This is a genomic window from Ancylobacter amanitiformis, assembly GCF_030814815.1.
GTDB lineage: Bacteria > Pseudomonadota > Alphaproteobacteria > Rhizobiales > Xanthobacteraceae > Ancylobacter > Ancylobacter amanitiformis.
This window is the reverse complement of sequence record NZ_JAUSVR010000001.1, coordinates 1-21,198: the sequence shown is the minus strand read 5'-3', so window position 1 is coordinate 21,198 and position 21,198 is coordinate 1. Positions and strand designations below refer to the sequence as shown.

Annotated in this window: 18 protein-coding genes and 1 pseudogene; 17 read left to right on the top strand and 2 right to left on the bottom strand. The window is 68.5% G+C overall.

The window, feature by feature from the left end; translation table 11 throughout:
- The first annotated feature begins 9 nt into the window (after positions 1 to 9).
- From QOZ99_RS00095 to QOZ99_RS00045, 11 genes are all read left to right on the top strand, one after another.
- Positions 10 to 789 carry an ABC transporter permease gene (locus tag QOZ99_RS00095; protein WP_306887830.1) on the top strand — a complete coding sequence of 260 codons (780 nt, stop codon included), beginning with the start codon at positions 10 to 12 and terminating at the stop codon, positions 787 to 789.
- Positions 776 to 1,843, top strand: coding sequence for an ABC transporter ATP-binding protein (locus QOZ99_RS00090; protein ID WP_306887829.1), 1,068 nt, complete (start codon positions 776 to 778; stop codon positions 1,841 to 1,843). The genes QOZ99_RS00095 and QOZ99_RS00090 overlap by 14 nt, the downstream gene beginning before the upstream one ends.
- The gene (locus QOZ99_RS00085) at positions 1,840 to 2,481 is read left to right on the top strand and encodes a cysteine hydrolase family protein (RefSeq protein WP_306887828.1); all 642 of its coding nucleotides are present in this window, start codon (positions 1,840 to 1,842) and stop codon (positions 2,479 to 2,481) included. Before QOZ99_RS00090 ends, QOZ99_RS00085 begins: the two co-directional genes overlap by 4 nt.
- A gap of 6 nt (positions 2,482 to 2,487) precedes the next feature.
- Complete coding sequence (locus tag QOZ99_RS00080) at positions 2,488 to 3,390, top strand: ribokinase (protein ID WP_306887827.1); 903 nt, start codon at positions 2,488 to 2,490, stop codon at positions 3,388 to 3,390.
- Between the two features lie 203 nt (positions 3,391 to 3,593).
- Positions 3,594 to 4,088, top strand: a complete 495-nt coding sequence (locus tag QOZ99_RS00075; RefSeq protein ID WP_183189446.1) for an RNA polymerase sigma factor — start codon at positions 3,594 to 3,596, stop codon at positions 4,086 to 4,088.
- A 121-nt stretch (positions 4,089 to 4,209) separates the two neighbouring features.
- Positions 4,210 to 5,196 (top strand): FecR family protein, encoded by a 987-nt coding sequence (locus tag QOZ99_RS00070; RefSeq protein ID WP_306887826.1) that lies wholly within the window; start codon positions 4,210 to 4,212, stop codon positions 5,194 to 5,196.
- 226 nt (positions 5,197 to 5,422) lie between these two features.
- Entirely contained in the window at positions 5,423 to 7,759 is a 2,337-nt protein-coding gene (locus QOZ99_RS00065; RefSeq protein ID WP_306887825.1) for a TonB-dependent siderophore receptor, read from the top strand.
- Complete coding sequence (locus QOZ99_RS00060) at positions 7,756 to 8,673, top strand: iron-siderophore ABC transporter substrate-binding protein (RefSeq protein WP_306887824.1); 918 nt, start codon at positions 7,756 to 7,758, stop codon at positions 8,671 to 8,673. Before QOZ99_RS00065 ends, QOZ99_RS00060 begins: the two co-directional genes overlap by 4 nt.
- On the top strand, positions 8,663 to 10,705 hold the full coding sequence (fhuB, locus tag QOZ99_RS00055) for a Fe(3+)-hydroxamate ABC transporter permease FhuB (RefSeq protein ID WP_306887823.1): 2,043 nt from the start codon (positions 8,663 to 8,665) through the stop codon (positions 10,703 to 10,705). Before QOZ99_RS00060 ends, fhuB begins: the two co-directional genes overlap by 11 nt.
- The gene (locus QOZ99_RS00050; protein WP_306887822.1) at positions 10,702 to 11,574 is read left to right on the top strand and encodes an alpha/beta hydrolase; all 873 of its coding nucleotides are present in this window, start codon (positions 10,702 to 10,704) and stop codon (positions 11,572 to 11,574) included. The genes fhuB and QOZ99_RS00050 overlap by 4 nt, the downstream gene beginning before the upstream one ends.
- Complete coding sequence (locus tag QOZ99_RS00045) at positions 11,571 to 12,368, top strand: ATP-binding cassette domain-containing protein (RefSeq protein ID WP_306887821.1); 798 nt, start codon at positions 11,571 to 11,573, stop codon at positions 12,366 to 12,368. The genes QOZ99_RS00050 and QOZ99_RS00045 overlap by 4 nt, the downstream gene beginning before the upstream one ends.
- Positions 12,369 to 12,441: 73 nt before the next feature.
- On the opposite strand, the gene QOZ99_RS00040 is transcribed toward QOZ99_RS00045, so the two are convergent.
- Positions 12,442 to 13,347, bottom strand: a complete 906-nt coding sequence (locus QOZ99_RS00040) for a LysR family transcriptional regulator (protein WP_306887820.1) — start codon at positions 13,345 to 13,347, stop codon at positions 12,442 to 12,444.
- Positions 13,348 to 13,509: 162 nt separating this feature from the next.
- On the opposite strand from QOZ99_RS00040, the gene phnA reads away from it, so the two are divergent.
- Genes phnA through QOZ99_RS00010 form a run of 6 tightly spaced genes read left to right on the top strand, consistent with a single transcriptional unit; the run spans position 13,510 to position 21,086 of the window.
- Positions 13,510 to 14,763, top strand: a complete 1,254-nt coding sequence (phnA, locus tag QOZ99_RS00035) for a phosphonoacetate hydrolase (RefSeq protein WP_306887819.1) — start codon at positions 13,510 to 13,512, stop codon at positions 14,761 to 14,763.
- A 3-nt stretch (positions 14,764 to 14,766) separates the two neighbouring features.
- Positions 14,767 to 16,086, top strand: coding sequence for an alkaline phosphatase family protein (locus QOZ99_RS00030; protein ID WP_306887818.1), 1,320 nt, complete (start codon positions 14,767 to 14,769; stop codon positions 16,084 to 16,086).
- Entirely contained in the window at positions 16,083 to 17,642 is a 1,560-nt protein-coding gene (locus tag QOZ99_RS00025) for an ABC transporter substrate-binding protein (protein ID WP_306887817.1), read from the top strand. Before QOZ99_RS00030 ends, QOZ99_RS00025 begins: the two co-directional genes overlap by 4 nt.
- Positions 17,639 to 18,505, top strand: a complete 867-nt coding sequence (locus QOZ99_RS00020) for an ABC transporter permease (RefSeq protein ID WP_306887816.1) — start codon at positions 17,639 to 17,641, stop codon at positions 18,503 to 18,505. The genes QOZ99_RS00025 and QOZ99_RS00020 overlap by 4 nt, the downstream gene beginning before the upstream one ends.
- A complete protein-coding gene (locus QOZ99_RS00015) occupies positions 18,502 to 19,425 on the top strand; it encodes an ABC transporter permease (protein ID WP_306887815.1) in 924 nt (307 codons plus the stop codon). The genes QOZ99_RS00020 and QOZ99_RS00015 overlap by 4 nt, the downstream gene beginning before the upstream one ends.
- Entirely contained in the window at positions 19,422 to 21,086 is a 1,665-nt protein-coding gene (locus tag QOZ99_RS00010) for a dipeptide ABC transporter ATP-binding protein (RefSeq protein ID WP_306887814.1), read from the top strand. Before QOZ99_RS00015 ends, QOZ99_RS00010 begins: the two co-directional genes overlap by 4 nt.
- A 13-nt stretch (positions 21,087 to 21,099) precedes the next feature.
- On the opposite strand, the pseudogene QOZ99_RS00005 reads toward QOZ99_RS00010, so the two are convergent.
- Positions 21,100 to 21,198, bottom strand: a pseudogene (locus QOZ99_RS00005) (amino acid ABC transporter ATP-binding protein); the annotation flags it as partial.

The following is a 21,198-nucleotide window of genomic DNA, read 5'->3' as shown; positions in this document are numbered from 1 at the left end:
AGATGCGCCATGAAGCTCGCCGCCCGCACCTATATCCTCGCCGTCCTGATCTTTCTCTATCTGCCGATCGCGGTGCTGATCGCGATGGGGTTCAATGAATCGCCGCTCTACCAGCTGCCCTTCAGCTTCTCCTCCCACTGGTATGTGGAGTTGATGAGCAACCGAAAGCTGCTCAACGCGAGCTGGAACAGTGTGCTCATCGCCGCCATCACCGCGGTGATCGCCACGGTGCTCGGCACGCTCGCCGCGGTGGCGCTGTCGCGCCGCCAGTTCTTCGGCAAGGAGGCGCTGCGCCTGCTGCTGCTGCCGCCGATCGCCATTCCCTGGCTGATCACCGGCACCGCGATGCTGGTCTTCTTCTACTGGACCGGAATCGGGCGCGGCTTCCACGCGATCCTCATCGGCCATGTCGCGCTCGCCATTCCCTATGTGGTGCTGGTGGTCGGAACCGGCCTCACCACCATCCGCGCCGATCTCGAAGAAGCGGCGATGAGCCTTGGCGCGCCGCCGGTGAAGGCCTTCTTCCGGGTGACGCTGCCCTTGCTGGCACCCAGCATCTTCGGCGCGGCGCTGTTCGCCTTCGCCGTGTCGCTGGATCAGTTCGTGGTGTCCTATTTCCTGGCGACGCCGGGCTCCTCCACCCTGCCGGTGGAGATCTATTCCGCCATCCGCAAGGGATTCACGCCGGAGATCAACGCCGTCTGCACGATTCTGCTGCTCGGCTCGGTATCGATCTTCCTGCTTTTCACTCTGTTCGCCAAACCGGGAGCCTCCCGTGACCGCAGTTGACGTCACCGCCATTGCCAAGTCCTACGGCAAGGTCGAGGTGCTCTCCGACATCACGACCCATTTTCCGGAAGGCTCGTTCACCAGCCTGCTCGGCCCTTCCGGCTCGGGGAAAACCACGCTGCTGCGCATCATCGCCGGCTTCGTCATCCCCGATACCGGGCGAGTGACGATCGGCGAGCGCGATGTCACGCGCGTGCCGGTATGGGCGCGCAATATCGGCATGGTGTTCCAGTCCTACGCGCTGTTCCCGCACATGAGCGTCGCCGACAACGTGGCCTTCGGGCTGGCGCAGCGCGGCGTGAAGGGCGAGCCGGCCCGCCGCGAGGTGCAGCGCGCGCTCGACATGGTGCATCTCGGCGGCTTCGGGACGCGCAAGCCCAAGCAGTTGTCCGGCGGCCAGCAGCAGCGCGTGGCGCTGGCCCGCGCCATCGTGACCCGCCCGAGCGTGCTGCTGCTCGACGAGCCGCTCTCGGCGCTCGACCGGCGGCTGCGTCAGGAGATGCAGGTGGAATTGCTGCGCATCCAGCGCGAGAGCGGCCTCACCACCATCTTCGTCACGCATGACCAGGAAGAGGCGCTGACCCTCTCCGACAAGGTCGCCATTCTCGATCGCGGCCGCATCGTGCAGATCGGCGCGCCGACAGAGGTCTATGAGCGGCCGCGGACGCGGTTCGCGGCGGAATTTCTCGGCGACACCAATTTCTTCACCGGCACGGTGGCGGATGGCCGGGTGAGCCTGCGCAATGGGATGCGCATCGCCACGGCCTCGCCGCTGCCGGCCAATGGCGCGCCCGTCACGCTCGCGGTGCGGCCCGAGAAAATCACGGTGGCCACGCGCGATGCCGCGCCGGAGGATGGGCTGACAAACCGGGTGGAGGGCGCGATCATCGCCTCGCTTTATTCCGGCACCGCGCTCACCTATGAGGTGGACGCCGCCGGCCAGCGCTTCAAGATCTTCGCGCAGAACCGCGATGCGCGGCCGCTGGCACGGGGCGACGAGGTGACGCTGAGCTGGTCGCCGGACCACACCGTGCCGATCGAGGACGCGCCATGAGCCTCGATATCGCGGGCGACGACATGGCGGGCGACATGGCGGTGGCGCCGCGCCGTCCCGGCCCGCATGCCGTGCATCTGTGCATCGACATGCAGCGCCTCTTCTCGGAAACAACGCCGTGGCACACACCGGCCATGGCGGATGTGCTCCCCAACATCCTGCGCATCGCGGAGGCCAAGCCGGGCCGCAGCCTGTTTGCCCGCTTCATCGTGGCCGACAGCGCGGAGACGGCGCCGGGCTGCTGGCAGCCCTATTATCTCCGGTGGTCCACGCTCACTCTTGAGCAGATGGATCCGCTGCTGCACGAACTGGTCGCGCCGCTGACGGCGCATGCCGCGCCGGACCGGGTGTTCGACAAGGCCGGCTATTCCATCTTCGCGAATCCGGGCTTCAGCGATTGGCTGGCGGCCAATGCCGTCGACACGCTGGTCTTCACCGGCGTCGAGACCGACATTTGTGTGCTGGCGAGCCTGTTCGATGCGCTCGATCGCGGCTTCCATGCCATTGTCGTGACCGATGCCGTCACCAGCTCGGCACCCGCCTCGCATGAGGCGGTGATGACCCACCTGCTGCCACGCATGCCGGAACAGGTGGCGCTGATGGACACCGCCACGCTGCTCGCGCTCTGGACGGACTGACCCGCGATGATCATCGTCTTCGGCTCCGTCAATCTCGATCTCGTCACCGAGGTTCCCCATATCCCCGCGCCGGGCGAGACGGTGATCGGGCCTGGCTTTCGCAGCATTCCCGGCGGCAAGGGCGCCAATCAGGCCGTTGCCGCCGCGCGCAGCGGTGCGCGGGTGGCGTTCGTCGGAGCGGTGGGGCGCGATGATTTCGGCACGCTGGCCTTGCGCTCGCTGGCCGAGAGCGGCGTGGACCTCGCCGGGGTCGCGCGGGTGGACACGCCTACCGGCGTCGCCTTCATCAGCGTCGATGCGCGGGGCGAGAACGCCATCGTCGTGGCGGCCGGCGCGAATTACGCGGTGGATGCCAGCCAGCTCGCCGCCCTCGCCGCTCCCCCCGGCAGCGTGTTGCTGCTGCAGCGGGAGATCCGCGACGAGGCGCTGTTCGCGGCCGTGCATCTGGCCGGGCAGCGGGGCTGGCGGACGATGCTCAACGCCGCCCCCTCTGGCCGGGTGCCGGAAGACATTCTGCGCCGGATCGACACGTTGATCGTCAACGAGCATGAGGCACTGCACGTTGCCCGAGAGGCCGGCCTCGCCGCCGCCGATGCGCACGGCGCGGCGCAGGACCTGCATCGCAGCTATGGCCTCACCGTGGTGGTGACGGTGGGTGCCGACGGCGTGGTGGCCTTCCGCGACGGCGTCATCCATCGCCAGCCCGCGCCTCGCGTCGAGGCCATCGATACGACGGCGGCCGGGGATTCGTTCGTGGGCACCTTCGCCGCCGCCATGGACGAAAGCCGCCCGTTCACGGAAGCGCTGCGGCGCGGCGTCGTGGCGGGCTCGCTGGCCTGCACCCGGACGGGGGCCCAGGACAGCATCCCCGATCGCGCGGCGGTCGATGCCTGTCTCCGCCGAGCCTGACCGCGAGCACTGCCGGGCGCGGCGGCTCCCGGTTCCGGCCACGACCCGCGCAGCCGCCCTCTTGAAACGTAGTCGCAAGTCAAGAATGGTTCTAATTCAGTAGATTGTATCAATACTAAAAGACGTCTCCGCAACTTACCTTGATAATTGGTGCATGATAGTGATCCACGCACGCCTTCGTGATGTGGAGAGTGGGCCGGTTCATGCAACCAGACCTGTCGCTTGTGTTTTCAAGCCATAGCCGCGAGCTGCGGACCTATCTTCAACGCCGGCTCGGCGACGGACATACGGCCAGCGACCTCATGCAGGACACGTTCCTGAACGTGCTGGAGCGGCCGGAAACCTGCATCCAGGACATTCGCGCCTATCTCTACGCCATCGCCCGCAATCTCCTCGTGAACCATCACAAGCAGGAGCGCCGGCGGCGCACGCAGACGCTGGCCCCGGAAGCCTTCGCCCAGATGGTGGATGATCGCCCCTCGCCGGAGGAAATCGTCGATTCCCGCCTTCAGCTGGAGCGCCTGCACGGGCTGGTTCGCGAAATGCCCGTGCGCACGCAGGAGATCTTCGTGCTCAGCCGCATCGAGGGATTGACCCAGATCGAGGTGGCCCGGCGCCTCGGGATATCCGAAAGCTCGGTGCAGAAGCATCTTGCCGTCGCGATCGCGCACATGACCCGCCGCCTGCGCGGACGATGAGCGGGACGGGGCGACGAGACCGCGGTCATTTTCGACGCGCCCTCGGTTGGAATGTCCTATAGCGGCGCGGACATGAATTGGGGGCTTCGATGTGCGGGCATCGATTTGCGGACGTTCGGCGGTGAGCTGGGTCGACGGGCAACCGGATGAAATCGGCCTGCGCGCCGCCGAATGGGTGGCGCGGCTCGAAGGCGCGTCGCTCAGCGAGGCCGAGACACGCGCGCTGCGCGACTGGCTCGCCGCCGACCCCGAGCACCGCGCCGCCTTCGAGGAGGCGGGGTCGACCTGGCGTGAGCTTTCGCTACTGCGTCACGATCCGGGCCCCCTGCGGGACCTGCTGCCCGACTGGCGCCGCAGCCGTGCCAGACGCCGCAGGGCCGGCATCGGTATCGCCCTGGTGCTGGCCGTGCTGGTCGCCGCCGGCGCTGCCCGCTTCCATTTTGGCGATCCGTGGCTGCTGGCGGCGGCGGACTACCGGACCGCTCCGGGCGAATTGCGCCGCGTGGCGCTCCCCGATGGCAGCGAGGTGGAGCTTGGCCCCGACAGTGCCCTAGCCCTCGACTTCACCGACAAGGAGCGCCGCGTCCGGCTGCTCGCCGGGGAAATCTTCTTCGCAGCCGCGCCACGAGCGGGGATGGAGACGCGCCCCTTCGTGGTCGAGGCGGCCGGGGGAACCGCCACGGCGCTTGGCACGCAATTCGTCATCGAGCAGGCAGGCGAAGGTGCCGACGTGCTGGCGGTCGAGCACGATGTCGAAGTCGCGCTGAAGGACCGCGCCACGGGCAATGGCGTCGTGCTCTCGCCGGGGCAGGAAGTGCGCTACGCCGCCGGGCGGGGCATCGGCGAGGTCCGCACGCGCGACATCGAGACGGCGACGGCCTGGCGGCGTGGCATGCTCGTGTTCAGCGACACCCCGCTGCGCCATGTGGTGGAGACGCTGAACCGCTATCGGCGCGGCCGCATCGTCATTCTCGATGACAGCCTGGCCCGGCGCCGGGTCAGCGGCGTTTTCGCCACGAATGACCTCGGCGACGCGATCGAGACGATCACCACCGAACTCGGCATCGGCGCAAGGTCTATTTATCCTTTTATCACAGTGCTTTATTAGATTTTCGCGGAAAGCCTCGAGAATCTTTTACGGCTTTCCCCCGCTCGGTTGTCTTCCCTACTGCAAGCCGGTGCCAAGGCCGGACGATGCGTGTGTCGCGCCATCTGGCAGGAAGGAACAAGACCCCATGACGCGTTCGGCTCCTTTGCGGCAGCGGCGGCATTTTCGTGGGAATGTGGCGCATCGCGCCCTCACCCTCGCGGCAGTGGCCGCTGGCGTCAGTCTGATGGCCCCCTCCGCCCCCGCGCAGGCGCAGGCCACGGCCAGCGTGACGCCGGCGCGCATGGCCTTCAGCATCCCCGCGCAGGATCTGAACGACGCCCTGCTCTCCTTCGCGCAGAAGGCCGGCGTGCGCGTGTTCTTCGACACGGGAAAGTTCGGTGGTCGGCGCTCCAGCCCGGTGGTGGGCACGCTCAGCGCGCCGGAAGCGCTGGACATGCTGCTGCGCGGCACCGGTCTGAGCTATCGCTTCACCGCGCAGAACCGCGTCACCGTCATCGATCCCGCCATTCGTACCGGCGCGGCGAGCGCCGATCCGGATTCCATCGAGCTTGAAACCATCGCCGTCGAGGGTCAGGGCACGGTCGGCTATGTCGCCTCGACCAGCACCGCCGGCACCAAGACCGACACGCCCCTCATCGAAATTCCGCAGTCGATTTCCGTCGTCACGCGCGAGGAACTCAACGACCGCAACGTGCAGACGCTGACCGATGCCGTGGCCTACACGCCGGGCGTGCGCACCCAGCAGAGCGGCTACGATCCGCGTTTCGACGCGTTCTCCATCCGCGGCTTCGACGTGACCTATAACGGCATCTACCGCGACGGCCTGCGGTTGCCGGGCGCCAACATGTCGATCTTCAAGGTCGAGCCCTATGGCGTGGAGAGCGTGACGGTGCTGCGCGGCCCGAGTTCCGCCCTGTACGGGCTCGGCTCGCCCGGCGGGCTTGTGGACATGACCTCGAAGCGGCCGACCGAGGAGGCTTTCGGCGAGGTCGAGCTGCAGGGCGGCACCTATGACTGGTGGCAGGGCCAGTTCGACATTGGCGGCCCGGCCGACAAGGACGGCACGTGGCTCTACCGCCTGACCGGCGTGCTGCGCGATGCCGGCTCGCCGAACGTCTATAATGGCGGCACCAACGACGTGAACTTCATCGCCCCGGCGCTGACATGGAAGCCGAGCAACGATACCCGCATCACCTTCCTCGGCGAATACCAGAAGTCGGAAACACCGGCCTCCCTGCCCTATTTCGGCTGGACCGGCAGCGGAACCGAAACCTTCTCGAAGAATTTCGGCGACTACAACGCGCAGAACCAGGAGCAGTACCGCGTCGGCTATCTCGCGGAGCACGACATAAACGAGGTCTTCACCGTCCGGCAGAACCTGCGCTATGGCAGCGCCAACACCTCGGTGCGCTATGCCGGCACCAGCGCGGTGGACGCGGCGACCAATATTGCCAGCCGCTACACCGGCTTCGTGCATGATTATCTCGACTCCTTCGTCGTCGACAATCAGCTGGAGGCGAATTTCGCGACCGGTGGAATCGAGCACAAGCTGCTGGTGGGGCTCGATTATTCCTATCTCGCGCTGGATGGCGGCATCGGTTATGGCACGGCGTCCGACTATGACCTGAATGCCGGCCAGCCGGTCGGGCCCACCTATGATCCCGAGCTCAACGCCTCGCGCTACCGCCAGCGGCAGAACCAGACCGGCCTCTATGTGCAGGAACAGGCGACCTTCGATCGTCTCATCCTGACCCTGAGTGGCCGGCAGGACTGGGTCGACACCAAGAGCGACGACCTGCTCGACAACAGCTCCGAGACCATCGACGACAGCGAATTCACCGGGCGCGCCGGTCTGACCTACCGCTTCGACAACGGCCTCGCGCCCTATGTGAGCTATGCGACCTCCTTCGCGCCCAATCTCGGCGTGGACATGGCCGGCACGGCCTTTACGCCGACCACCGCGAAGCAGATCGAGGCGGGCGTGAAATACCAGCCGACCGGCTTCGATGGCTATATCGCCGCCGCGGTGTTCCAGATCGACCAGAATAACGGTCTGGTGACGGATGATGCGAACCCGCTCTATCAGGTGCAGACCGGCGAGGTCCGGGCGCGCGGCTTCGAGCTTGAGGCGGTCGCCAATCTCGGCGCGGGGCTGAAGGTGCGCGGCGCCTACAGCTATCTCGACATGGTCAATGTCTCGGGCGCCGCGGAGACGATCGGCCTGGTGCCGTCGGGCACGCCGGAAAACACGTTCGCGTTCTGGGCCGACTACCAGTTCCAGCCCGGCTCGAAGCTGGTGGGCCTCGGCATAGGTGCCGGCGTGCGCTATGTCGGCGCCACCTGGGGCGACTCGCTCAATACGTTCCAGAACAGCGCCTACACCCTCGTGGATGCCAAGATCAGCTACGATTTCAGCCATCTCGACCCCAAGCTGAAAGGGTGGAGCCTGCAGGTCAACGCGCAGAACCTGCTCGATGAGGAATATGTCACCTGCGATGCCGGCTATTGCTATCTCGGGGCACCGCGCACCGTTCTCGCCGGCCTGAAGTATCGCTGGTGAGCGTGTCGTCCATGCCCTCCCGCCGGGCCGTGATGCTCGGCGGGCTTTCCGCCGCCGCCGCGATCCCGTTGTCGCGTTCAGCAGCGGCGGAGCAGGTCATTGCGGGGCTGCGCATCGTCTCGATGGATTTCGGCCTTGCCGAGACCCTGATCGAGATGGGACTGCCCCCGGTCGCGCTGCCCGATCCCGCCAGCTGGGCGCAATGGGTGGTCGAGCCGGCGCTGCCGCCCGGCATCGTCAATCTCGGCACCGACCGCGAGCCCAATCTGGAAATTCTCGCCGCGCTGAAGCCGGACCTCATCGTGACGACGCCCTATCTCGACGCCATCGCGCCTCTGCTGGCACGTTTTGCCTCGACCCGAACCTTCTCGGTCTATGCGCCGCCGGTTGGTCATGCCTTTGACCGCAGCGTGGTGGCCACGAACCAGCTCGCCGCCGCCCTCGGCCGGGAGGGTGCGGGCGAGGCGCTGATCGCACGGGCGCAGGCCTGCATGGATGAGGCGCGCCTTCATCTCGCCGCGGCCGGCCTCGCGGGACGGCCGGTGCTGGCGGTCAACTTCCTCGACGCCCGGCATGTGCGCGTCTATGGGGCGGGGAGCCTGTTCGGCGATGTCCTGGAGCGTGTGGGGTTGGTCAATGGCTGGACCCAGCCCAGCAATTACTGGGGCTTCAGCACCGTGGGCATCGAGGCGCTGGCGGCCAGCCCGGCCAGTCGCCTGGTCTATCTGGAACCGATCGCGGCCGACACGCTGGGCCGTCTGGAGGCCAGCCCGCTCTGGCGTAGCCTTCCCTTCGTGCAGGCCGGGCGGGTCATCCGCCTGCCCGCCGTCCTCATGTTCGGCATGCTGCCCTCGGCCATGCGCTTCGCCCGGCAATTGACGCTCCATCTCGCCGGAGAGCGGGATGATGGCTGATGCGGCACGCGCGCAACCGCGCACGCCGGCGCCGTTTCGCGTCGGTCCCGCCCTGCTGGTTCTCGGCCTGGGCGTCCTCGGCCTTGCCGGCACGGTGGCGAACCTCGCCATGCTGCTGCCGGCCGGCGGATGGTGGGCGGCGATGGTCCGGCCGGACGCAAGCGTCCCGGTCCAGTTGCTCGCTGCCTACAGCTTCGCCCCGCGCCTCGTGGTGAGCCTGCTGGCGGGCGCGGCGCTTGGCCTTGCCGGCGCCATCCTGCAGCAGGTGCTGCGCAATCCAATCGCCTCGCCGACGACGCTGGGCATCGAGTCCGGCGCCAATCTCGCGCTCTCGTCCGCCCTGATCTGGATGCCGGGCCTGCTCGACTTCGGGCGGGAATGGGTGACGCTGACCGGTGGCCTGCTCGCTATCGCCGTCGTGCTGCTGCTGTCGCGGCGCAGCGGCTTCGCGCCGCTGGTGGTCATCCTCGCCGGCATGGTGGCCGGGCTGTATTGCGCCTCGCTCGCCGCGCTGCTCGCCCTGTTCGAGAGCCATTATCTGGCCGGCCTGTTCCTGTGGGGTGCCGGCTCGCTGAGCCTGCAGGGGTGGGAGGAACCGCTGTTCCTGGCGCCGCGTCTGGCGATTGCCGCGCTCGCGGCCGCCCTGCTGCTGCGCCCGCTCGCGCTGCTGGGGATGGAGGACGCGCAGACGCGCAGTCTCGGGCTCTCCGTCGGCATGGTTCGGCTCGCCGCGCTGCTGGTGGCGGTCGCGTTGACCGCGTTCGTCGTCGCCAGCGTGGGCTGCATCGGCTTCATCGGCCTCGCCGCGCCGGCGCTGGCGCGGATCGCGGGCGCGCGCCGGATCGGGGCGTGGCTCCTCGCCTCCGCCGCGACCGGCGCCGCGCTGCTCTGGGCCACCGACCAGATGGTGCAGGTCGCCGCCGGCGTCTATGCGCAGATGATTCCGACCGGCGCGGTCACCGCGCTGTTCGGCGCCCCGCTGCTGCTCTGGATCATCCCGCGCCTTCGCCTGCCGCCGGCCGCCGCCGGCAGCCTCGCCGTCCGGCTTGGGCAGAGTGCGGGACGACCGGGGCGACGCCTGCTGCTGCTGGGCGCGCTGCTGCTTCTCGCGCTCACGGTGTCGAGCCTGCTGGGGCCAGATCCGCTGGGGTCAAATCTGGGCGGGTGGAGCTTGGCCCTGCCGGGCGATCCCTCGGCCGTCTGGACGCTTCGCCTGCCCCGCGCGGTGGCGGCGTTGGCGGGGGGCACGCTGCTGGCGGTGGCGGGATGCGTATTGCAGCGCCTTACCCGCAACCCGATGGCGAGCCCGGAAGTGATGGGCGTCAGCGCGGGTGCCGCCGGCGGCCTCACCGTCGCGATTTTCCTGATCGCCGAGACCAGTCGTCTGGAACAGACGCTGGCCGCCTCGCTCGGGGCCTTTCTGGCGCTGATCGTGCTGCTGCTGGTCGCCCGCGTGTCGAAGGCCAATCCGGAGCGGATCATCCTTGCGGGCATCGCGGTCGGTGCGCTGCTCGACGCGCTGGTCAGCGTGCTGATGGCCAGCGGCGATCCCCGCGCCATCCTGCTGTTCAACTGGATGACCGGCTCGACCTATGGCCTCGATACCTCGGCCGCCGGCGCGAGCCTCCTTGCCGCGCTCGCGCTGCTGGCGCTGCTGCCGCTGGTGCGGCGATGGCTCGGCCTGCTGCCTCTGGGCGAGGACACGGCGCGCGCGCTCGGCATGCCCCTTGGCGCGGGCCGGCTGCTGCTGCTGATGCTCGCGGCGGTGGCGACGGCGCTGGCGACGCTGCTGGTCGGGCCGCTGTCCTTCGTGGGCCTCGTGGCTCCGCATGCGGCCCGGCTCCTCGGCCTGCGCCGGCCTCTAAGCGAACTCTACGGCGCGGCGCTCATCGGGGCACTCATCCTGGTGACGGCCGATTTCCTCGGCCGCACCGTCGCCTTTCCCTGGCAGATGCCGGCCGGGCTCGTCGCCTCGATGATCGGCGCACCGGCCTTTCTCTGGCTCCTTTCGCGAAAGCAGGTCCTCGCATGATCGCCGCCCCCATCCCCGACACGGAAGTCTTCGAGATCGCGGCGCCCGCGGGCGGCGACCCCTCCGGCGACAAGCCCTGGCGCATCTATCTCTATCGGCCGCCGGGCGAGGCGCCGGCGGCGGGATGGCCGGTGCTGTATTATCTCGACGCGAACGCCGTCGCCGGCACCGCCGCCGACATCCTGCGCGTTCAGGCGGCCTATCCGCTGGGCACCGGCCTCGCGTGGGGCGTGATGGTGGGCATCGGCTATCCCGTCGAGGGCGCCTATGACAGCGTGCGCCGCTCCTGGGACATGGGGCCGCCGCCCGGCCAATCCTATCCGCCCCACACGCCGGACGGGCCGGAGGTTCGCACCGGCGGCGCGGACGGGTTCCTCGCCTTCATCGAGGACGTGCTCAAGCCGGAAATCGCCCGTCGCGTTCCGGTCGATCCGGCGCGGCAATCGATTCTCGGCCATTCCTTCGGCGGCCTGTTCGTGCTGCACGCGCTGTTTCGCCGCCCCGCCGCCTTTGCCCGGTGGATCGCCGCCAGCCCGGCCATCTGGTGGGAGGGCGCGGGCATCGTCGATAGCGCCGAGACCTTCGTTTCGAAGGGCATCGCGAGCGAGGGGCGGGTTCTGCTCCTTGCCGGCGAATATGAGCAGAAGCTCGCGCCGTTCCAGATCGGTGCCGCCGATGAGCAGACGCGGCGCGCCGGTTTCGAGGAGAGCCGGATCGTGGACAATACACGCGAGATGGCCGAGCGCCTTGCGCAGGTACCGGGCCTGCGACCGGAATTCGCCCTCATCCCCGGCGAGACGCATATGTCGGTGCTTCCGGCGACGCTCAATCTGGCGATACGTTTTGCCTTCGGCCGGGATCGCGCATGATCGCCCCGCCCTCACCCGCACCCGCGCTGTTTGACCTCCTCGATGCCCAGATGCGCATTGACGGCCGCACGCTGCTGCACCCGCTCAGCCTCACGCTACCGGAGGGGCGGGTTGTCGGGCTGATCGGGCATAATGGGTCGGGCAAGTCGACGCTGCTGAAGCTGCTCGCCCGGCAGCACGCAGCCACGGGCGGGGAGATTCGCTTCGAAGGTCGGCCGCTCTCGGAATGGGGCACGCGGGCCTTCGCCCGCCATGTCGCCTATCTCCCGCAATCATCGCCCGCGACGGGCAGCATGACCGGGCGGGAACTGGTAGCCCTCGGCCGCTATCCCTGGCACGGCGCGCTCGGCCGGTTCACCACGGTGGATCGACAGAAGGTGGAGGAGGCGATCACGCTGACCGATACCGGCGCCTTCGCCGACCGTCTGGTCGACACGCTGTCCGGCGGCGAACGCCAGCGTGTGTGGATTGCCATGCTGGTGGCGCAGGACGCGGGCTGCCTGCTGCTGGACGAGCCGATTTCCGCGCTGGACATCGCGCACCAGATCGAAACGCTCTCGCTGATCCGTCGGCTCTGCCGGGAGCGCGGCACCGGCGTGATCGTGGTGCTGCACGATGTGAACATGGCTGCGCGATTCTGCGACGACATCATCGCGCTGCATGGTGGCCGGCTGATCGCGCGCGGCGCGCCGCAGGAGATCGTGACGCCCGATACGCTGGCGCGCATCTACGGCATTCCCATGGATGTGATCCGCGGGGATGGCGGGGGGTATGTCGCGGTGCCCCGCATCTGACAGCGGCGAACAAGCCGCAAACCCGGAACCCGCTCCACGGCGGGCGAGCCGCCATAGACGGGGGCCCGCGCCCTCACGGGTCTCCGGCCGCCAGCCCCGCATCGATCGTCGCCGTCCGCAGCGCCCATTCGGCGAAAGAGGCCGCAAGGTTTGCCCGCAAACCGGCGGGTGCATAGCCGAGCCGATACTCCGGTCCACTCACGCGCAGGAGCGGGAAAGGCTCGACGAGATCGCCACGGGCGAGAAGATCCGACACGACCTCGATCGGTGCGGCGATGGCGCCCTGCCCGGCCAGACAGGCTTCAAGCGCGATATAGAAATGGCCGAAGCGCGATGCGCCGGCGGCAAGCTCGGCCGGCATGTTCGCCGCCAGCAGCCAGCGTGCCATTTCGCCGGGCCGCGTCACCGATTCCAGCAGACGAATGCCGGCCAGATCCGCGCAGGTGGCGAGAGACGCCGCGACCTCCGGCCGTGCCAGCAGCCCGATTTCCTCGCGCAGCAAGGTGATGCTGCGCAGGTCACCCTGCAGCGCCTCGCCGCGCCGGATCACCACATCGAAAGGAATGCCGCTCCACTCCTCGCCCGTGTGAATCGGCCGCACGCGGACATCGATATGGCTGAACTCCGCCTCGAAGGCCGGCAGGCGCGGCATCAGCCAGCGCATGGCGAACGTGGCGGGGGCGATGACATCGAGCACCTCCGATGCGTCGTCCGGCATGAAGCTGTCAATGGCGGCGGCGAGCAGGTCCAGCGCCGCACCGGCCGCGGAGGCCAGCCGCAGGGCCGGTGGCGTCGCCGTCATGTGGCGTCGATTGCTGTCGAAAAGCGGCGCGCCGAGCCAGGCCTCCAGCACCGCGAGCTGCTTGCTGACCGCGCTATGGGTGACGCCGAGTTCCTGGGCGGCTCCCGTGACGCTGCCGATGCGGGCCACCGCCTCGAATGCCACGACCGCCTTCAGCGGCGGAAGACTGCGCGCCATGCCCTTGTTCCAAATACTCACACTATGACGGAACTAATATCGCTTTACTCACACAGTGTATAGCCAATAATAAAGACAACAGTAACGAGAGATAATAACAAACAAAAACAAAATCTTACCTCTCGTTTGCGACGATTTAATAACGGAATAGATAAAATGGACATGATAACGACCGACGTCAGCGCGTCGCGCGAATGCATTGACGTGAACGGGCGAAACTATCGCAGGCCGCGGCGTGCCACCGTGGTGATCTGTTTCGATGGTTGCGACCCGGCCTATATCGAGGCCGCCACGCAGGCCGGCGTCACGCCGGCGCTCGACGCCATGCGCATGAACGGTCACTTCGCCCTCGCCGATGCGGCCATGCCGACCTTCACCAACCCGAACAACGTGTCGATCGTGTGCGGCGCGCCGCCGGCGGTGCATGGCGTGGCCGGCAATTTCTATCTCGACCGTGCCACCGGCGAGACCGTGATGATGCTCGATGCCGCGCTGATGCGCGCGCCCACCATTCTGGCCGGCCTGGCCGGCATCGGCAGCGCGGTGGCGGTGGTCACGGCCAAGGACAAGCTGCGCAAGGCTCTGGCCTTCGGGCTCGACGGCATCGCCTTCTCCGCCGAATGTGCGAATGGCACCACGGAGGATGAACACGGCATAGACGATGCGGCGAGCTTCGTTGGCCTGCCGAAACCCGACCAGTATTCGCCGGAACTGTCGCTCTTCGTGCTCGATGCCGGCATCCGGCTGATCGAGGCGCGGCGTGCCGAGGTGCTCTACCTCTCGCTGTCCGACTATGTGCAGCACAAGCATGCGCCGGAAGCCCCGGAGGCGCTGGCCTTCATGGCGGCGGTGGATGCGCGCGTGGCGCGGCTGCTGGAACTCGGCGCGGTTGTCGGCATCACCGCGGATCACGGCATGACCGACATGGCCCAGCCTGATGGCGCGCCGCGCGTGACCTATCTCGGCGATGTGCTGGACACCGCCTTCGGCGAGGGCGCGACGCGGGTGATCTGCCCGATCACCGATCCCTTCGTGAGGCATCACGGCGCCCTCGGCGGCTTCGTGCGCGTCCACCTGCTCGGGGACGGCATGTCCCGCCAGGCCGTGCAGGATCTCCTGATCGCCCAGCCGGGCGTCGCGCTCGTCCTGACGGGAGAGGAGGCCGCCGCCCGTTTCGAGATGCCGGAAGACCGCGAGGCCGATTTCGTGGCGGTGGGGGCCGAGGGCTTCGCGCTCGGCGCCCGTGCGGTAGACCACGATATCACCCAGCTCGCCGGCGAGCGGTTGCGCTCCCATGGCAGCCTGTCGGAACAGCGCGTGCCCTTCCTTCTCTCGCATCCGCTGCTGGAGGCGGAGGCGGGCCACCGACTGCGCAATTTCGACATTTTTGACTTCGTGCTGAACCGGGTGGGCTGAGCCATGCGCCGCGCTGTCCTCGTCATTCTCGATGGCCTGCGTCGTGACTTCGTCGACGCGGAGCGCACTCCCCATCTGGCGGCGCTGCGCGAGCGCGGCGCCTTCTTTGCCGGCTATCGCTCCGCCTTCCCCTCTGCCACACGGGTGGTGTCCTCAACCCTGGCGACCGGCTGCTGGCCGGCGCGGCACGGCCTGCAGGGCAATTCCATGGTGCTGGTCGAGGACGGCCGGCTGGTGCGCCACGATGTGGGCCACCCCGACTTCCTGCAGCACAAGCGCCGCGTCACCGGCCGCTCCCTCGCCACGCCGACCCTTGCCGAGCGGATGGCCGGCCATGGCGGTGCGATGGTCTTCAACAATGTCTCGCCCGGCGCCGCCTATGCCCATGACCCGGACGGCCACGGCCGGGTGTTCCATCGCGCCGGCTCCTTCGGACCCGGGCGGGTGCCGATTCCCAACGGGCTCGACATCGCACTGGACGTCGCCGGCGATACGGCGATGACGTCGCGTTTCATCGCGGAAGCGCTGGTTCCCGGCGGCCCGGCTCTCGCGGTGCTGTGGATGGGCGAACCGGACCATATCCAGCACGAGACGCCGCTGGGCTCGCCGGCCCATCTTTCGGTGCTGAGGGCAGCCGACGCCAATCTCGGCCGCGTCATCGCCGCGGTGGAAGCGCTGCGCCGCGAGGGCGAGGACGTGCTGCTGGTCGCCGGCTCCGATCATGGCCACGAGACCATCACCTGTATTATCGACATCGAGGAGGAACTCGTCGCTTCTGGCCTCAAGGCGGAGCTTCATTCCGACGATGTCGTGGTTGCCGCCAACGGCACCGCGGCGCTGATCTATCTGCACCCCGACCATGAAAGCCGGCGCGGGCGGCTCGACGATTTCCTGCGCGGCCGTGCCTGGGCCGGCGCGGTATTCGGCAGGGACGAACTCGGCGCCGTCGGGCAGGCCCCGGCCGGCGCCCTCGCCTTCGCGGTGTCGATGAAGGGAAACGAGGCGCCCAATGCTTTCGGCATTCCCGGCTCCTGCCTTGCTGTGAAGCCGCAGGGCGGCAAGGCCGACCGGCTCGGTTTCGGCCAGCATGGCGGCCTGAATGCCCATGAACAGGCACCGGTGCTCGTCATCGACGGCGCCGGCTTCACATCCGGCGAACGCGCCGCCCCGGTGGCGGTGGTCGACATCGCCCCCACCCTTCTCGCCCATCTCGGCCTGCCGGCGGACCAAACCGACGGCACGCCCCTGCAGGAGACCGGACCCTCGCGTTCGGGCTCCCGCCCCCTCTCCCTTCAGCTTCCCGTTTCGGAGACCCGCCCATGACCACGCTACGTCTCAGCCGTCGCACATTCCTGGCCGGTACCGCCGCTGTCGGCCTTGCCGGCGGGCTGACCGGCTTCCAGCCGCACAATGCCCGCGCCGCCGCCGATCCCCAGCGCGGGGGCGTCCTGCGCTACGCGACGCTCGGGCTCGATACCGCCGATCCCCATCGCCATACCGGCTCGATCTCGGTGCAGCAGATCTATGTCGAGGCACTGACCTCGATCGGCGATGACGGCTCGGTGAAGCCCTTCCTCGCCGAGAGCTTCAGCATCTCGCCGGACGGCAAGACCTACACGTTCACGCTGCGCGACGGTGTGAAATTCCACAATGGCGCGGTGATGAATGCCGGCGACGTGGTCGCCAACATCACCCGCGTGAAGGAGAAGGTGAAGGGCGGCTGGCTCGCCTCGGCCATGAAGCTGGTCGACACGGTGACGGCGCCGGACGACCGCACCGTGGTCATCGCCATGCGCGAGCCCTACGCGCCGCTGTTGAACCTGATGTCCGAACTGTGGATCCTCTCGCCCAAATCTCCGGGCTGGGACGACACCATCACCACCCCGATCGGCACCGGCCCCTTCACCTTCGGCGACTGGCAGCCCAAGGTGAAGCTCACGGCCCCGGCCCACACCGCCTATTGGCGCGGCGGCATGCCCTACCTCGCGGCGATCGAGGCGGACCTGCGCGATGGCGCCGACCGCCAGCTGGCCCTGCGCGCCGGCGAGATCGACATTGCCAGCGTGCCGGCCGACATCGCCAAGCAGCTCGCCAAGGATCCGAACCTGCGTGTTTCCCAGCTGAAGGACGCTGGCTGGTACTTCGTAGCCTTCAACAACCGCAAGCCCCGCCCGCCCTTCGATGATGTGCGCGTGCGTCAGGCGCTCACCTACGCGATCGACAAAGCGGCATTCATCAACTTCGCCTCGGCGGGCACCGGCGTTGTCTCCAACCAGATGGTCGGCCCGGGCAATCTCTATTTCGACGAGGCGCTGTTCAAGGCCGACCCGCATGCCAAGGCGGACCTCGCCAAGGCGAAGGCGTTGCTGAAGGAGGCGGGCGTCGATCCCACCAAGGAAACCATCGAGTTCGTCTCCTGGCAGGAAAGCTACCCGCAGGTCGTGGTGCAGATGGTGCGCAAGCTCGGCTTCAACGTGAACCATGTCGCGCTCGACGACATCGGCACCCAGAAGCGGCTCGGCCAGTATGACTGGGATATGAACTGCATGAGTTCGGGTCCGCGTGCCGACATCTTCCTGCGTTATGTGCGGCTGATGAGCGACGGGCCGAACCCGGTGCTGTGGGGCGGCCTGCAGGATGAGGCGTTCGACGCGCTGGTGAAGAAGGCGGTGGCCGAAACCGACCTCGTCACCCGCCGCCAGCTTTATCTCGACGCCTGGAAGATCGTGATGGACAAGTATTATGTCGTCGCGCTCGGCATGGATGCCGACCAGATCGTCATCCGCAAGGGCGTTGAGGGCTATGAGACCGGCTTCACCTGGTCGCCGAACCGGGTGGATGGCGGCGTGGCCCAGACCTGGCTCGCGGGCCGGTCGTGAGCCTCGCGCTCCCCTCCGAGGCGGGCGAATCGGTGCGGCGGGGGCTTTCCCCCCGCACCGTCATCGCCGCGCTGGTGCTGGCGGCGATTGTCGCACTGGCGCTGGCCGCGCCGCTGGTCGCCCCGTTCGACCCGCTCGACCAGGACCTTCTGGCGCTGAACCAGCCCCCGGGGCCGGAGCACTGGCTGGGCACCGATCACATGGGGCGGGATGTTTTCTCCCGCCTCGCCATGGGTGCCCGTACCACGCTGATGGTGGGCTTTGGCGGGGCACTGGTCGCCTTCGTCCTCGGCGCCGGTTTCGGCCTTGTCGCGCTGTCGCTCGGGCGCGTGGCGGAGACGGTGATGTTCGCGCTCATCGACCTCGTGCGCGCCATGCCGGACGTGCTGCTGGCGCTGCTGCTGATCGTGGCGCTCGGCGCGGGGGCGCAGCCCGTGGTCATCGCCCTCGGCGTGGCCTTCGCGCCGTTCTTCGCCTATGTCGCCCGCGCCACCTTCCACCGCGAGGCGGTGAAGGACTATGTCACGGCGGCGCGGCTGTTCGGCGGCGGCAAGCTGCATGTGCTGCGCCTGCATCTGGCGCCGAATCTTGTCGGCGGGCTCGTCACCCAGGCGGCCATCCTGCTGCCGCGCTGCGTGGTGACGGAATCGGTGCTCAGCTTCCTCGGCCTCGGCTCCTCGCCCGACGAGCCGACCTGGGGCCGCATGGTGGCCGATGCCAGCCGCTATATCGAGACATCCCCGCACGTCATCCTGGCGCCGGTGATCGCGATCATCCTGCTCACCCTGTCGCTGTCCATCCTCGGCGAAGCGGTGCGTCGGCATCTCGATCCGCTGCGCGCGGCCGGCGAGGCCACGCTATGACCAACCTCCTCCACCGCCTCGCCCCCCTCGCCTTCACCCTGGCCCGGATGCTGGCGCAGGCCGCCGGCATCGTCGTCATCGTCTTCCTGCTGGCCCGGCTCATTCCGGGCGACGCCGTGGATGTGAAGGGCCTTGAGGGCGATCTCACCGCCGCCCAGCAGGTGGAACTGCGCCATCAACTCGGGCTGGATCGTCCCGTCGTCGAACAGCTCGCCGGCTGGAGCTGGCGGCTGCTCAACGGCGATTTCGGCGCGTCGATCCGCTTCGGCCGGCCGGTCTCGGCCATGCTGGCGACCGCGCTGCCGACGACCCTGCTGTTCACGGCGCTGAGCTTCAGCTTCGCGCTGCTCCTCGCGCTCGGCGTCGCGGTGAGCGCGGTGACGACCGGCCATCGCGGCCTGCGCGGGCTGGTCGATGTGCTGAACGTCTGGTCGATCGCCCTGCCGACCTTCTGCGTCGGGGTGGTCGGCATCCTGGTCTTTTCCATCTGGCTCGGCTGGCTGCCGGTGCTCGGGTCGATGGTGCTGCCGGTGATCATCATCGGGATCGACAGCGCCGGGCTCATCGTCAAGCCGCTGCACGAGGAACTGCGCGAGGCCGCAACCTCCGCCCATGTGCGCACCGCCCGCGCCAAGGGGCTGGCGCCCTCGCGCATCGCGCTGCGCCATCTGCTGCCAACCGCCGTTCCGGTGATGCTGGCACTGTCCGGCCTCGTGCTGACCAGCCTTGTCGCCGGCACCCTGACCATGGAAGTGCTGTTCGGCCTGCCGGGCGTCGGCAGCCTGCTGCTCAACGCCATTCACGGCCGCGACTATCCGGTGATCCAGGCCGCGATCCTCGTCATCGCTATCGCACTGGTGATCATCAACGCCGCCACGGATCTCCTCCATCGCCTGATCGACCCGAGGATGACGTCATGACCGCACCGCTTCTCTCCCTGCGCAACCTCATCATAAGCGCTGGCGGACGCCGGCTGGTCGATGGCGTCTCGCTCGATCTCGAGGCCGGGCGCACGCTGGCCGTCATCGGCGAATCCGGCTCCGGCAAGTCGCTCACGGGGCTGTCTCTACTCGGCCTGCTGCCGGATGGGTTGGAGGTCGATCCCGCGACCCGCATCGCGGTGGACGGTCGCGTGCTGGCGCCGCGCGACGAACGCGGCTGGCGGGCGCTGCGCGGACGGCGCATCGCCATGGTGTTTCAGGATCCGATGGCCTGCCTCAATCCGTTCATGCGGGTGGGCGAGCAGATCGAGGAGACGCTGCGGCGCGCCGGCATCGCCGCGCCCGCCGAGCGGCGACAGCGGATCGTGAGCGGCCTTGCCGAGGTGGAACTGCCGGACCCGGCGGCGCTGGCCACGCGTTACCCTCACCAACTCTCCGGAGGCCAGCAGCAGCGGGTGATGATCGCCATGGCGCTGGCCGGCGAGCCCGACCTTCTCGTCGCCGACGAACCGACCAGCGCGCTCGACGCCAGCGTGCAGGCCGACATCGTGGCGCTGCTGGCGCGGCTGCAGGCCAATCGCCGCCTCGCCCTGCTGATCATCACCCATGATCTGGCGGTGGCGGGCGCGCTCGGCCATTCCATCGCGGTGATGCAGCACGGCCGCATTGTCGAGACCGGGCCGGCGGCGGAGGTCATCTCCCGGCCGCGCGATCCCTACACCGCCCGCCTCGTCGGCGCGCGGCGACGTCTGGCTGACGTGCCGGCGGCGCAGACGATGGCGCGCCCGGTTGCGGTGACAGCTGAAGCCGTGTGTGTCGACTATGCCGCGCGCCGGCTGTTCGGCACGTCGTTCCGCGCCGTGCACGGCGCCTCGCTCTCCCTGCTGGCGGGCCGCACGGTCGGGCTGCTCGGGGAATCGGGCTCGGGCAAGAGCACGCTGGCGGCAACGCTTGCCGGGCTGCGCGCGCCTTCCGCCGGGCGCATCCGCCTGCTCGGCCATGTGATCGAGCCGGGCGGGCGGCCGCTGCCCGGCGCCTTGCGCCGCCGCTGCCAGATGGTGTTCCAGAACCCCTATGGCGCGCTCAACCCGCGCCTCACCATCGGCCGCGCCCTGGCCGAGCCGCTGGCGCTTGCCGGCGTGCCCGCATCTGCGCAGGCCGCCCGCATCGTCGCGGGGCTCCACGAGGTCGGTCTCGATGCCGACCACGCCATGCGCTATCCGCACCAGCTTTCCGGCGGCCAGCGCCAGCGCGCCTGCATCGCGCGGGCGCTGCTGTGCGAGCCCGAGGTGCTGATCTGCGACGAGGTGATCTCGGCGCTCGACATGACGGTGAAGGTGCAGATCCTCGACCTCCTGAAGCGGCTGCAGGCGGAGCGCGGCTTCGCCATGCTGTTCGTCGGCCATGACATCGAGGCGGTGCGCTGGATCTCCGACGAGGTGCTGGTCATGCATCAGGGGCGCATTGTCGAGCGCTGCCGTCCCGAGCAGCTCGACCTTTCGGCCGTTCGCGACCCCTATACGCGGCGTCTCCTCTCCGCGCGGCTGATGCCGGAATTCGACGGCGCGATCGTCGAAAAAACCGGCGGGGAACCGCGGCTGCACGTTGCGACCGCCGCCGATTGCCTGCCGGCCTGGTAGGGTCCACGCGCCATCAATGCAGGATCTGGCTGAGGAAGAGCCTGGTGCGCTCGTGCTGCGGGTTGGAGAAGAACGCCTCGGGCTCGTTCATCTCGATGATCTGCCCGGCATC

Bases quoted from the DNA above. Each gene is read 5' to 3' on its own strand.
- QOZ99_RS00095 (WP_306887830.1), top strand. From the start codon at position 10: ATGAAGCTCGCCGCCCGCACCTATATCCTCGCCGTCCTGATCTTTCTC.
- QOZ99_RS00085 (WP_306887828.1), top strand. From the start codon at position 1,840: ATGAGCCTCGATATCGCGGGCGACGACATGGCGGGCGACATGGCGGTG.
- QOZ99_RS00080 (WP_306887827.1), top strand. From the start codon at position 2,488: ATGATCATCGTCTTCGGCTCCGTCAATCTCGATCTCGTCACCGAGGTT.
- QOZ99_RS00075 (WP_183189446.1), top strand. From the start codon at position 3,594: ATGCAACCAGACCTGTCGCTTGTGTTTTCAAGCCATAGCCGCGAGCTG.
- QOZ99_RS00065 (WP_306887825.1), top strand. From the start codon at position 5,423: ATGGCCCCCTCCGCCCCCGCGCAGGCGCAGGCCACGGCCAGCGTGACG.
- fhuB (WP_306887823.1), top strand. From the start codon at position 8,663: ATGATGGCTGATGCGGCACGCGCGCAACCGCGCACGCCGGCGCCGTTT.
- QOZ99_RS00050 (WP_306887822.1), top strand. From the start codon at position 10,702: ATGATCGCCGCCCCCATCCCCGACACGGAAGTCTTCGAGATCGCGGCG.
- QOZ99_RS00045 (WP_306887821.1), top strand. From the start codon at position 11,571: ATGATCGCCCCGCCCTCACCCGCACCCGCGCTGTTTGACCTCCTCGAT.
- QOZ99_RS00040 (WP_306887820.1), bottom strand. From the start codon at position 13,347: ATGGCGCGCAGTCTTCCGCCGCTGAAGGCGGTCGTGGCATTCGAGGCG.
- phnA (WP_306887819.1), top strand. From the start codon at position 13,510: ATGATAACGACCGACGTCAGCGCGTCGCGCGAATGCATTGACGTGAAC.
- QOZ99_RS00030 (WP_306887818.1), top strand. From the start codon at position 14,767: ATGCGCCGCGCTGTCCTCGTCATTCTCGATGGCCTGCGTCGTGACTTC.
- QOZ99_RS00025 (WP_306887817.1), top strand. From the start codon at position 16,083: ATGACCACGCTACGTCTCAGCCGTCGCACATTCCTGGCCGGTACCGCC.
- QOZ99_RS00015 (WP_306887815.1), top strand. From the start codon at position 18,502: ATGACCAACCTCCTCCACCGCCTCGCCCCCCTCGCCTTCACCCTGGCC.
- QOZ99_RS00010 (WP_306887814.1), top strand. From the start codon at position 19,422: ATGACCGCACCGCTTCTCTCCCTGCGCAACCTCATCATAAGCGCTGGC.